Raw genomic sequence first — 12,414 nt, 5'->3', positions numbered from 1 at the left:
ACTCGAGGAAGTTTTCATCCATGACCGACCCCGCAGCCGCGCCGACGCGGCGGAGCCTTGCAAAGGCCGAACGTCGCCGTGACCTCCTGCGGGCCGCAGCGCACCTGATCGCCGAACGCGGCTTCGTCGGCGTCCGACTCGAAGACCTCGGCGCCGCCGTCGGAATCAGCGGACCTGCCGTCTACCGGCACTTTTCCAACAAGGACGCCCTGCTTGTCGAGATTCTCGTCGACATCAGCCGACGTCTCCTCGCCGGCGGCACGGAAGTCGCGGAGACGGTGCCCGACCCGCGTGAGGCCCTCGAAGGTCTCGTGGACTTCCACCTGGACTTCGCCCTCGGCGAGCCCGATCTGATCCGGGTTCAGGACCGCGAACTCGCCTCCCTTCCCGACGACGCGCGACGCGAGGTGCGGCAGACCCAGCGTCGCTACGTCGAGATCTGGGTGGACATTCTGCGCCGCATCACGCCCGGGCTACCCGAATCCGATGCGCGCACGATGGCCCACGCGACCTTCGGGCTGATCAACTCGACTCCGCACAGCGCCGATCCCAGCGCGCCCGACAACACGCGCGCGGTGCTCCGTCACATGGCCCTGTCCGCGCTCACCGCGACTCCACGCGGTTCCCTGTCCACGACTGCACGACCCGAGGAGAAGGTGTGACCTACTTCGAACGACTCGGCCCGACGTCCTTCCGCGCAACCGAGCACGTCAGCGGAGCATGGAACGAGGCGGAACAGCACATCGCGCCCGCGCTGGGACTGCTCGCCCACGTCATCGAGACGGACCGCGACGACCGCCGCGACGACGGACTCGTGATCGCGCGCCTGTCCTACGACATCCTCGGTACCGTCCCGGTCGGACCCGTCGTCACGACGGTCGAGGTCCTCCGGCCCGGGCGCACCATCGAACTCGTCGAGGCCACTCTGGCCTACGACGGGCGCACGATCGTACGTGCCCGTGCGTGGCTGATGCAGACCCGCGCAACCACCGAACTCGCCGGCACCACCCTGCAGCCGATCCCGTCTCCCGAGGAGAGCGAACCCTGGGACCCCACGGCCGTGTGGCCGGGAGGATTCATCGGGTCGGTGGAGGTGCGCCGCACGTGGGTCGAGCCGGGCCGAGCCTCGTTCTGGGTCCGCACCCCGATACCGCTCGTGGACGACGAGAAGGTGAGCTCTCTCGCCGCCACCGCCGGCCTGTTCGACATCGCCAACGGCATGGCGGTGCGTGCCGACCCCAAGGAGGTCGCGTTCCCCAATCTCGACCTCACCGTCCACCTGTTCACCGAGCCCCGCGGAGAATGGGTCGGCTTCGACACATCGGTTTCGTTCGGCGCCGACGGTGTCGGTCTGACGAGCACGGTGCTGCACGACACGTCGGGTCCGATCGGCACGATGTCCCAGATCCTGACGGTGCGCCCCTTCTGATCGGTTACTCCGGGACCGCTCAGCCGATCAGTGCAGACGCGAGCTGCCGGTACTCGGCGCCCGGGAAGGAGCGCGGATCTGCGGTGAGCACCTGGACGGCGACCTCGTCGGCGCCCGCTTCGTAGTGCTTCTCGATACCGGAGACGACGCTGTCGAGGTCGCCCCACGGGATGAGCACGTCCATCAGCCGGTCACTGCCGCCGTCGGCGAGATCATCGTCGGTGTACCCGAGACGCCGTAGGTTGTTCGAGTAGTTCGGTAAGGAGAGATAGCCGCGCATGTATTCGCGGGCGACGCCACGTGCGACGACCTCATCCGTTTCGAGCACGACGGCGACCTCCGGTGCGAGCAGAGGCTCCGCTCCGAGAACGCTGCGCGCGAACGCCGTGTGCTCGGGCGGAACGAAATATGGATGCGCTCCTGCCGCACGTTCGGCGGACAGGGCGAGCATGCGCGGACCGAGGGCTGCGAGGACCCGGCGTTCCGCAGGCACCGGCGAGGTCGCGGCGTCGAGCCCGTCGAGGTACTCCACCATCCGGGTATAGGGCTTGGTGTAGCTGGTTCCCTCTCGTGCTTCGACGACGGGAGCGTGACTCGTTCCGACTCCGAGCAGGAAGCGGCCGGGATGCCGCGACTCCAGGTCGGCGACCGCGGCGGAGGCCGTGTCGGGGTCGGCGTGCCAGATGCTGACGATGCCGCTCGCCAACTCCAGGGTCGTCGTCGCCGCGAGCAGTTCGCCGTAGACCGACGGGAACCCCTCCTCGAAACCTCCGGAGGTCCACAGCCGGGAGTACCCCAGCTTCTCGAGTTCGCGGGCCGCGTCGAGCGCTTCCTCCCGAAGTCTGCGACTGAGCCAGAACGCGCCACCCCACACACTCACCCGTCGTGTCATGGGACCGACCCTAGCCCCATCGCCACGACCTCGCGGTATTCCTGGCCCGCTACCGCTTCGGGCACGACCGCAAGGGTGGGCTACAGTTCGCTCCTGGGTTCAGCAGACAGCCCGTACATACGTGTGTTCGCAGACCGAATGGTCCGGTCCGCACCGCCGTCGGGATCGTGTCCTTTCGGCGTGAATCGGGCACGGACCGGGGAGCTGGGGTAGATGTGACCGGTTTCGTTCGTTCCGCCGACGTCGGGACGGTAGTGCAGCGATGAGAGATCCGTCGCTTCCCGAAACGCGTATCGAGCGCATCTCCTCGCGGCTGGTCGTGCAGAGCTGGTTCCAGGTGGCATTCGCGATCCTCGCGGTCTTCGCCGTCGTCGGTTCGATCGTCGGTGCAGTCTTCATCCATCGCACCGTGCAGATCACCGACGAGCTGACGAAGCGGATCCAGCCCGCAATGGTGCAGGCCTACCGGATGCAGACCGCCCTCCTCGATCAGCAGACCGGCGCGCGCGGGTACGCGCTCACGACGAACCCCGCCTTCCTCGAGCCGTACTTCGTCGGCCGGGACGAACAGCAGGCAGCAGCAGAAAGCCTCCGTCAACTCCTGGCCGAGCATCCGGATCTCGTCGCGGACGTCGATGCCATCGATGCCGCCGGCCGGCAGTGGCGCGAGCAGTACACCGAACGGGTGGTCGAAGCCGTCATCCCCGGCGACCCCCGCCCCCTCGATCCCGTTCTGGCGGAAGAGGCCCGGCTGGCGTTCGGGGAGATCCGGTCGATGTTCGTCGAGGAGAACAGTGCGCTCGCGCGGCTGCTCGAGGAGCACACCGACGATCTCGCTCGATCCCGGATCATCCGCAACTCGGTCCTGATCGCGATGGTCGTCGCATTCATCCTGACCGGGCTCGCCATGGTCGCGCTCGTCCACAACCTCGTCGCCGTCCCGCTCGGCCGGCTACGCAAGGCCAGTCGCCGGGTTGCGCTGGAGGAGAACTTTTACCAGCACATCTACCCGCAGGGGCCGAAGGACATCCGGGCGCTGGCGCACGACGTCGAGACCATGCGGGGCCGGATCGCGGATGCCCTTGCGGACTCACGCAAGCAACATGTCCTGCTGGCCAAACAAGCCGAGGATCTCGACGCTCAGGCCGAAGAACTCCGACGTTCCAACACCGAACTCGAGCAGTTCGCCTACGTCGCCTCGCACGACCTGCAGGAACCGCTCCGGAAGGTCGCCTCTTTCTGCCAGCTGCTCGAGAAACGATACGGCGATGTCCTCGACGATCGAGGTCGGCAGTATGTCGAATACGCCGTGGACGGCGCGAAGCGAATGCAGGTGCTGATCAACGACCTGCTCGATTTCTCCCGGGTCGGACGCATCCACGACGCCTACGTGCAGGTCGACCTCGGCCGGCCGCTGGACAAGGCGTTGTCCAATCTCTCGACGGCGATCGAGGAGTCGAACGCACGCATCGAGCGTCCCGACAGTCTGCCCGAACTCACGGGCGACCCGACACTCCTCACGATGCTGTGGCAGAACCTGCTCGGTAATGCGATCAAGTTCCGGCATCCCGATCGCACGCCCGTCATCCGGATCGAGTGCGAGCGTATTGCGGACGAATCGGACAATGGACACTGGAAGTTCTGCGTCACCGACAACGGCATCGGGATCGGCAGCGAGTACGCCGAGCGGGTGTTCGTCATCTTCCAACGCCTCCATCCCCGCGAGGATTACCAGGGCACGGGCATCGGACTGGCATTGTGCAAGAAAATCGTCGAGTATCACGCGGGAAGAATTTGGATCGACACCGAGTACGGCGATACTCATCCTGAGGGCACTCGAATCTGCTTCACCCTCGGAATCGCACCACGCCCCGCCGAGCAGAAGCACGGGACCACCGCCTGAGGAGCACCATGATGACCTACCCCGCTGCCCAACCGGTGGACGTCCTGCTGGTCGAGGACGATCCCGGCGACGAACTGATGACCCGCGAAGCATTCGAGGACAACAAGATCGGCAATGCCCTCCACGTCGTCCGAGACGGCGAGGAAGCTCTCGACTTCCTGTACCGGCGGGGCACTCATGCGCAGGCACCGAGGCCGGACCTGATCCTCCTGGACCTCAATCTGCCCAAATACGACGGCCGACAGGTCCTGACGAAGATCAAGTCCGATCCCGACCTGTCCGACATCCCGATCGTGGTGCTCACGACCTCCTCCGCCGAGGAGGACATCCTCCGCAGCTACAAGCTGCATGCGAATGCGTACGTCACCAAGCCCGTCGATCTCGACCAGTTCATCGGCGCCGTACGACAGATCGACGAGTTCTTCGTGCAGGTCGTGCGGCTACCGCGCCGCGGTCGGCACTAGGCGGAACCGGTCCGGGATATCAACTGCCCAGATATCGATTGACACCGCGGTCGCCGAACCGTCCGCCCTGTGCAACAGGACGGCGTTAGGCTCTGAGGCCAGTAGGCCCTGTCGCGGTGCCCGGATGCGGTCGGCCGACAGAACACGACGGGGTCGCCCTCGCCGTCGTCCGGTCGGAGGCATCCATGACCGTCTCGATCTCCTCTTCGCCTACTCGTTCGTGGCGTGACCGGTTGGTGTCGGCGGCCCTTTCGGTGCCGGCGATGGCCGCCGAAGTCGCGGCTGTACCCGAGCGCGGGGCTCGGGCCGGCGCCCGACTGACGATGGCTGCTGTCGGCACCGGGATGAACGTCTCGATCGCAGGAGCAGCGACCGCGGCCGGCCTGGGGTCCACCTTGCTGCGAGCCCCGGCGACAGCGGTCACCGACTCGGCAGCGACCGCGGTACGGGCGGTCGCGGAGGTGATCGGCGACAGTATCCCGGGTGCAGGCGTGCGGCGGGCAGCGGTGGCTGCACCGCGGGTCTGGATCGAGATGGGCGGTTCCGACGATCCTGACGGAGATCAGGCCGCCGAACGGGAGCGCCGGGCGCTACGCGCCGTGCCGGGGGTAAAAGAGGTCCAGGTGAACCGGCCGTGGTCACGGATTGTGGTGACCACCGGTCCCGACGGCCCGGATCCACGCACACTGTGCCGGATCGTCGACGACGTGGAGAAGGATTCCGGCGTCGGCCGCTCCGACGAGAGGAGCCGGGAACTCCCCGGCGACGACATCGTTCCGGCGCGCCGGTATATCTCCCTGGCAGCCGCAGTAGCGGGGCTGACAGTGACCCTGGTCGAGCGATACCTGCGGATACCCGGGCTGCCCGGGCCGCTCGCAGCACCGGTGGTCGCCGCAGACTATCTGCCCCGGTTTCGTCGAGCGATCGAAACGGCGGTGGGGCCGGAAACAGCGGATATGCTCCTTGCTCTGACGACTTCGACGGTCTCGACGCTGACGGTGTCCCCTTCGTCACTGGCAGTCGATTCGGTACTGCGCACCCTGCAGGCCGCCGAGGCGCGTGCGGGTCGCAATGCCTGGCTCGCATTCGAACCGATCCTTGCCAGGCACGTCGAATCGTCTCCTCTTCCGCCCCAAGACATCCGAGCCACACCACTGGCGCAGGGCCCGATCGAGCGACACGGTGACCGCGCCGGCCTGATCGGTGCGGGTGCCACAGCCCTGCTGGGTTCGTCGACCGGTAGTCCGGCTGTCGCCGGTAACGCTGTGATCGTGGCTGCGCCCAGGGCCGCCCATACCGCGCGTGAGGCCTTCGCATCCACGCTCGGAAGCGGCCTGGCCGAGCGAGGTGTGCTCGTACTGCGATCGAAGTCGTTGCGGCGCTTGGACAGAGTCGACGCGCTCGTGGTCGACCCGCGCGCCCTGTACACGACGCAACTGAGCGTGACGAGGGTTTCCGGAGTGTCCGAGAACAACCGCACCCGCGTGTGGAATGCTGCCCGAGCGGCCGTGGAGCGCGGTGCCCTCGGCCCTGGCCCGCACCCGGTCTCGGCTGTGCCGGACCTCGAACTCGACGGGGACGAGCAGGCTCGGGTGCTCGTCGGATACGTCCACGATCGGTTCGCCGCATCGGTCCTCGCCGCCGCCCGAGCTGCCCAGGTTCGGGTCGTATCGGTCGATGACGACGGATTACGTTCTTTACGAACAGGATTCGACAATCTCTATCCATTCGACGTAGACATCGGCGACTCTCTGCGTGCCACGGTCGAACGGCTGCAGGACGAGGGTTGCACCGTCGCTGTGCTCACCGCCGATGCACCCGAGGCAGTAGCCCTCGCCGACTTCTCCCTCGGTGTGGTCGGTGGGGACGGGCCACCCCCCTGGGAAGCCGATGTGCTGGTGGAGGATCTGGCGGCGGCATGGCGGATTCTGCATGCGTTGCCCGCCGCCCGGAAGGCGAGTCGCCGGGGAGTGGAACTGTCGCTGAACGCATCGGTGCTGGGTGCGCTTCTGATGCTGCCCGGCGTACCGGGTAGCGGGCCGGAGTCGGTGACCGCCGGTGCGGGTGCCGCCTTGTGGTTGGGCCGGTCGTCGGCCCGCGCAGTACTCGCAACACCCTCGCCGCAGCCGCGATCCGGGCACGACTGGCACTCGCTGTCGACGGAGGAGGTGCGGCGCCTGCTTCCCCCTCCGTCGGACGGAGAGCTTCCCGTGCGCTCCCGACCGTACGACCGGTGGGTCTCGGTCGCTGCAGGTCCGGTCCGGATCGCGTGGCGCACCGGAAGCCGGCCGGTGCGGGCCGTAGGAGACTTCGCCGGGGCAGTGCGTACCGAGCTCTCCGATCCGCTGACCCCCGTGCTGGCGACCTGTGCGGCAGCGAGCGCCGTGCTCGGATCGTCGCTGGACGCGGTGCTCGTCGGGTCGGTTCTGCTGGTCAACGCTGCGATCTCTGCGACTCAGAGATTGCGGGCGGAGAAGGTACTGCACGAGTTGCTTCGCAGCCAGGATCCGCCGGCGCGGCGGATCATCGGACCGGCAGACGAGCACCACTACGAGGACGTTCCGGCGGTGTCCTTGCAGCGAGGGGAGCTGATCGAGATCCGCTCCGGCGAGGTGGTCCCGGCCGATGGCCGGTTGATCGTCGCGACCGGGGTGGAGGTGGACGAGTCCTCGCTGACCGGCGAGTCGCTGCCGGTGTCCAAGCAGACGGAGCCGACGCCCGGTGCGCCCCTGGCCGAACGCGCCTGCATGCTCTACGCGGGCACTACCGTGCTCACCGGCACCGCTGTCGTCCTGGTCACCGCGGTAGGACCAGCGACCGAGACCCGGCGGGCGAGCGCCATGGCTCCGGTGAAGGTCCGCGAGGTGGGCCTGCAAAGCCAACTCGGTCTCCTGACACGGAAGGCCATGCCTGTCAGTTTCGTCGGCGGGGTGCTGGTGACGGCGTTGGGACTGCTGCGCGGGACCGGGCTACGAGCGTCGGTGACCAGCGGAGTAGCAGTGACCGTGGCGGCAGTGCCGGAAGGATTGCCGTTGGTGGCCACATTGGCACAGATGGCCGCCGCGCGTCGGTTGACCGGTTCGTCGGCGTTGGTGCGCACCCCACGCTCGGTCGAAGCACTGGGCCGGGTGCAGGTGGTGTGCTTCGACAAGACCGGCACCTTGAGCGAGAACCGTCTGCGTGTCGTATCGGTCGAACCGGCCGAAGGCTTCACCCGGGAGCAGGTCCTCACCTATGCCGCGCGCACCAGTTTCTCCGAGAACGGCGGACCCCCCGATCATGCGACCGACGTCGCCGTGTCGGAGGCCGCGGATCAGGGCAGCGCCGACGAGGAGGGAATGCGGATCGCGTATCTGCCTTTTCGTTCCGGACGGGCGTTCGCCGCAGCGATCGCCGGTCGGCACCTGGCCGTCAAGGGTGCACCCGAAGCGATGTTCGGAGCCCTCGCCGATCGGCCCGATCCCGGCCTCGCCCAGCAGGTGCAGGCGATGGCAGCGGATGGTCTGCGGGTCATCGCCGTAGGAGAGCGCACACTCACCCGCCCTCAGGTGCGCGCTGCCGTCGAGGACCCCGAAGCCTTGGCCGCGCTCTCCACCGTTTCCGTGAGGCCGGTGGGGTTGATCGGCCTGGCCGACACCCCGCGCGCCGATGCCCTCGGATTGCTGCCGGCCCTGAAGGATCTGGGCCTCGGAGTGCGGTTGATCACCGGCGATCATCCGGTCACCGCCGTCGCGATCGCGCGCAATCTGGGACTCGACGTCGACACCGATCAGGTGGTCTCCGGCAGCGACTGGGAGGCGATGTCGAGCACCGAGCAGGCTCGCGCCGTCGCGGAGCACGCGGTCTTCGCCCGCATGTCCCCCGAACACAAGGTGCAGATCGTGCAGGCCCTCGAGAAGTCCGGCCAGGTGTGCGCCATGGTCGGAGACGGCGCGAACGATGCCGCCGCGATCCGCGCAGCCAGTGTCGGTATCGGAGTGGCCTCGCGCGGCAGCGATCCTGCCCGTGGGGCAGCAGATGTGGTACTTCTCGACGGGCGGGTCGGTGCGTTGCTCGATGCTCTTGCCGAAGGACGTCAGTTGTGGCAACGCGTGCACGCGGCCGTCGGCGTCCTGCTGGGAGGTAATGCCGGCGAAGTCGGGTTCGCACTGATCGGCAGTGTGCTCACCGGGCATTCACCGCTCAATGCTCGCCAACTGCTGCTGGTGAACATGCTCACCGACGCTCTGCCCGCTGCGGCGCTCGCGGTCAGCACTCCCCGTGAGAACGGCACCGGTCACGCCGAGGCCGGGATCGAAGCGGAGCGATCGGCCCTGTTGCGGACCATAGCGGTGCGCGGCGCCACCACCACTGCGGGCGCCACCGCCGCGTGGCTGACTGCCCGGGTGACCGGAACGCAGCGTAGGGCCTCGACCGTGGCGCTGATCGCTCTCGTCGGTACCCAACTCGGACAGACCCTGCTCGACTCGCGCAGTCCCCTGGTCGTCGCAACCGCATTCGGGTCGCTGGCCATGATGGCGGTGGTCATCAGTGTCCCCGGTATCAGCGGCATGCTCGGTTGTGTACCGGTCGGGCCGGTCGGCTGGGCACAAGGTCTCGGCTGTGCCGTGATCGCCACCCTGCTGGCCGGACTCGCTCCTGGTACGGCAGCGCGTATCCCGGGCATGGATGCGGTGATGCGCGCGATGTCCGACTCCCGGGGCCTCGGCGAGCTGCGCCGCCGCCTCGATGCCTTCGTGCGGGAGCCCTCGCCCGGAGAGCACTAGCGGGTCGACGCAGACACACCGGAGACAGCTGCGTCTCGGGGCGGATAGGGCTAGAGTGAGAAATCGACCCTCGGGCGCAGGGGAAGTACAGGTGTTCATCCGGTCGAGGCGATGTTCCGATGCCCGCGGAACTCGTGAGGCGTAGCGGCCGGATCGCACATCGCAGTGACCGAGGGAAGAGCCCGACAGGGCGGGTACCCGGCCGGGGCCATGATGGTTCACCGAACCCGAGGAACTGCTATGGGAATTCGTGACACCTCCACTCGCCTGGCCGGCGACTCGGCTCGTTTGGTCACCGATACCGCTCACGCCGCGACCAGCGTCGCCGGTGCAGTCGGCGGAGCCGCCCTCGGCGGCCTGGCCGGTAGCGTCCGTGGCGCTGTCGACGGCGCACGCGAAGGTCTGAGCAAGGGCTCCGGCTCGACTCCGGCCGCTGCGGCCACACTTGCCGCCCTCGGAATCACCGGTCTGGTCGAGTGGCCGGTACTCGCCGCCGTCGGGGGCAGTGCGCTGGCCGTGACGTTGCTGACCGGGAACCGGCACTCCCCCCAGGGCCCCGGCCGTGCGACGCCCCGGGCCACGACGCCGACCGAAAAGTCCGGGGCATCAAGCAATTCTGTGCCACCTGGTGGTCCGGCGACGAAGACGAATTCGTCGCCGACCGCACGCTCCTCTCGCACGGCGAAGGCCGAAGCCTAGCGCTCGGTCCTCCGGTCGTCGACGACGACCACGCCCGCACGTATCAGGACCGCATAGACCTGACACAGCGGCGGGGTGAGGATGCGGACCACAGCACCCAGTACCAAATCGGGCCCCGCCCTACTCACAGGATTTGCCATGCCTCCACGGTAGAAGCACCGCATGGCGCATGGGCTACGGGGATCTGACGAGAGAGGAAACCATGGCCGACGACCAGTCCTTCCTGCAATCGCACCGAGCGCTCGTCGATCTGGTGCGTGATGCCGAGCGATTCGCCGTGCGCCTGCCCGGAGTAGGACACATTCCCGTCCCGAGACCCGAACAGATGGCCTACTTCGCCGGGTTGGCCGCCCTGGTGGCCTTCGACATGCTGGACTGGCCGGTCGCCGTTGCGATCGGCGCGGGGCAGTTCCTGCTCGCCGAGGGCTCGCACACCCTGGCCGGACACGATGGTAGGGCGCGCACCGAATCGGGGGCAGTGCCCCAGCCGATGCCTGCACACTAGCCGAGGGGGCTCGGTGTCGACGGTGCCTGTGTCCGGCACAGCCCCGATCGAGCGGACCGCCCGAGTTCGCTCAGGACAAAATGCCGAAGATCGCAACCACGAAGATGATCACGATGACCGCGACGGCGAGAAGCGTGAGCCATCCACTGATGGGAAAGCGCTTCGCCGTGTCCGGTTCGGGGGCGGACAGGCCGGACGTGGTCCCGGAGTCGGGGGGCGTCGATCCGGGCGGCACGCCGCCGCCAGGCTCCAGGTCCGGCGTGCGTGAGGGTTCGGGGTCCTGATTTCCATGGGGTTCGGGGTCCGAGACAGTCACCTGACCTCCTTCCGCGCGGTTCACTACCGCAGCGCGACCGCACACATGTGTCGCAGTGATTCGGTTCTGTGCCGACATACCTCTCCCCCGCCACTCGCAAACATGCACGACACGGTTCGGCTCGTCCGGGTGCAGCGTTTGTCCGCTCCGAGCGCGGGTAGGCATCGGGAGACATGCCGGCGCCTGCCCGGCATGCCCGCATCCGACGAGCCGAGGAGCGACATGAAGGCAGTGACATGGCAAGGCCGCCGAAACGTGAGCGTCGATACGGTGCCCGATCCGACGATCCAGGAAGCCGGTGACGCCGTCATCCGCATCACCAGCACCAATATCTGTGGATCCGATCTGCACCTCTACGAGGTGCTGGGAGCATTCATGACGCCCGGCGACATCCTCGGTCACGAGCCGATGGGAATCGTGGAGGAGGTGGGCTCCGAGGTCACGAAGTTGAAGCCCGGCGACCGGGTGGTCATCCCCTTTCAGATGTGTTGCGGCCAGTGCTTCATGTGCTCCCACGGGCTGCACTCGCAATGCGAGACCACACAGGTCCGGGAGGAGGGCACCGGTGCCGCCCTGTTCGGCTACTCCAAGCTCTACGGCAGTGTGCCGGGCGGGCAGGCAGAGTACCTCCGGGTGCCTCACGCTGACGCCACCCACATCAAGGTTCCGGAGGGGCCGGCGGACGACCGCTTCGTCTATCTCTCCGATGTGCTGCCAACCGCATGGCAGGGCGTCGAGTACGCGGAGATCCCCGAAGGCGGGAGCGTGACGGTGCTCGGCCTCGGCCCGATCGGGGAGATGGCCGCGCGGATCGCGGCACACAGGGGCGCACGTGTCATCGGTGTGGACCTCGTTCCCGAACGACTCGCTCGCGCGGCCTCCCGCGGCATCGAGGTCGTCGATCTGCGCGACGTCGACAACAACCCGGGCGACGCCATCCGGGAGATGACGAACGGGCGCGGCACCGATTCGGTGATCGATGCCGTGGGCATGGAAGCGCACGGATCGCCCGTCGCCAAACTCGCACAGAGCGCTGCGGGATTCCTGCCGTCGGCGATCGCCGAGCCGTTCATGGAGAAGGCCGGCATCGATCGGCTCCACGCCCTGTACACGGCGATCGACGTGGTGCGGCGCGGCGGCGCGATCTCGCTGAGTGGCGTATACGGCGGAGCGGCCGATCCGATTCCGATGCTCACGCTGTTCGACAAGCAGATCCGCCTGCGGATGGGCCAGGCCAACGTCCTGAACTGGGTTCCGGAAATCCTGCCCCTGCTGACCGACGACGATCCTCTGGGAGTCGACGACTTCGCCACTCATCGACTGCCGCTCGACGACGCCCCCCACGCGTACGAGATCTTCCAGAAGAAGCAGGACGGCGCCATCAAGATCATGCTCAAGCCTTGAGAAGCGGAACGAGACCGGGCCCGGTCTGAGCCGGGC

Annotated in this window: 11 protein-coding genes; 8 read left to right on the top strand and 3 right to left on the bottom strand. The window is 67.6% G+C overall.

Annotated elements, in window-relative coordinates:
* Positions 1-20: 20 nt before the first annotated feature.
* Together ABZ789_RS05960 and ABZ789_RS05955 are read left to right on the top strand one after the other, a co-directional pair.
* Complete coding sequence (locus ABZ789_RS05960) at positions 21-662, top strand: TetR/AcrR family transcriptional regulator (protein ID WP_358420382.1); 642 nt, start codon at positions 21-23, stop codon at positions 660-662.
* Positions 659-1,429 carry a thioesterase family protein gene (locus ABZ789_RS05955; RefSeq protein ID WP_358420379.1) on the top strand — a complete coding sequence of 257 codons (771 nt, stop codon included), beginning with the start codon at positions 659-661 and terminating at the stop codon, positions 1,427-1,429. Before ABZ789_RS05960 ends, ABZ789_RS05955 begins: the two co-directional genes overlap by 4 nt.
* A 19-nt stretch (positions 1,430-1,448) precedes the next feature.
* Here the strand turns inward: ABZ789_RS05955 and ABZ789_RS05950 are convergent, their stop codons facing one another.
* Positions 1,449-2,321, bottom strand: a complete 873-nt coding sequence (locus ABZ789_RS05950; RefSeq protein WP_358420376.1) for an LLM class F420-dependent oxidoreductase — start codon at positions 2,319-2,321, stop codon at positions 1,449-1,451.
* Between the two features lie 262 nt (positions 2,322-2,583).
* Here ABZ789_RS05950 and ABZ789_RS05945 point away from each other — a divergent pair, with 262 nt between their 5' ends.
* From ABZ789_RS05945 to ABZ789_RS05930, 4 genes are all read left to right on the top strand, one after another.
* Entirely contained in the window at positions 2,584-4,224 is a 1,641-nt protein-coding gene (locus tag ABZ789_RS05945; RefSeq protein ID WP_358420373.1) for a CHASE3 domain-containing protein, read from the top strand.
* A gap of 11 nt (positions 4,225-4,235) precedes the next feature.
* Positions 4,236-4,688 carry a response regulator gene (locus ABZ789_RS05940; RefSeq protein ID WP_358421236.1) on the top strand — a complete coding sequence of 151 codons (453 nt, stop codon included), beginning with the start codon at positions 4,236-4,238 and terminating at the stop codon, positions 4,686-4,688.
* A gap of 263 nt (positions 4,689-4,951) precedes the next feature.
* Complete coding sequence (locus tag ABZ789_RS05935) at positions 4,952-9,454, top strand: cation-translocating P-type ATPase (protein ID WP_358420369.1); 4,503 nt, start codon at positions 4,952-4,954, stop codon at positions 9,452-9,454.
* A 240-nt stretch (positions 9,455-9,694) separates the two neighbouring features.
* A complete protein-coding gene (locus tag ABZ789_RS05930) occupies positions 9,695-10,153 on the top strand; it encodes a hypothetical protein (protein WP_358420366.1) in 459 nt (152 codons plus the stop codon).
* On the opposite strand, the gene ABZ789_RS05925 is transcribed toward ABZ789_RS05930, so the two are convergent.
* A complete protein-coding gene (locus tag ABZ789_RS05925) occupies positions 10,150-10,293 on the bottom strand; it encodes a hypothetical protein (protein WP_358420363.1) in 144 nt (47 codons plus the stop codon). The two genes, ABZ789_RS05930 and ABZ789_RS05925, sit on opposite strands and share 4 nt — an antisense overlap.
* A gap of 62 nt (positions 10,294-10,355) precedes the next feature.
* Between ABZ789_RS05925 and ABZ789_RS05920 the strand changes: the two genes are divergently transcribed.
* On the top strand, positions 10,356-10,658 hold the full coding sequence (locus tag ABZ789_RS05920) for a hypothetical protein (protein ID WP_358420360.1): 303 nt from the start codon (positions 10,356-10,358) through the stop codon (positions 10,656-10,658).
* Positions 10,659-10,728: 70 nt separating this feature from the next.
* On the opposite strand, the gene ABZ789_RS05915 is transcribed toward ABZ789_RS05920, so the two are convergent.
* The gene (locus tag ABZ789_RS05915; RefSeq protein ID WP_358420357.1) at positions 10,729-10,974 is read right to left on the bottom strand and encodes a DUF6480 family protein; all 246 of its coding nucleotides are present in this window, start codon (positions 10,972-10,974) and stop codon (positions 10,729-10,731) included.
* 222 nt (positions 10,975-11,196) lie between these two features.
* Between ABZ789_RS05915 and ABZ789_RS05910 the strand changes: the two genes are divergently transcribed.
* Positions 11,197-12,378 (top strand): zinc-dependent alcohol dehydrogenase, encoded by a 1,182-nt coding sequence (locus ABZ789_RS05910; protein ID WP_358420354.1) that lies wholly within the window; start codon positions 11,197-11,199, stop codon positions 12,376-12,378.
* The last annotated feature ends 36 nt before the right edge of the window (positions 12,379-12,414 follow it).

Origin of the sequence: Rhodococcus sp. NPDC047139 (genome assembly GCF_040643435.1) — a bacterium.
In the GTDB taxonomy this organism is placed as follows: Bacteria; Actinomycetota; Actinomycetes; order Mycobacteriales; family Mycobacteriaceae; genus Rhodococcus.
This window is presented reverse-complemented; position numbering and strand designations above follow the sequence as displayed.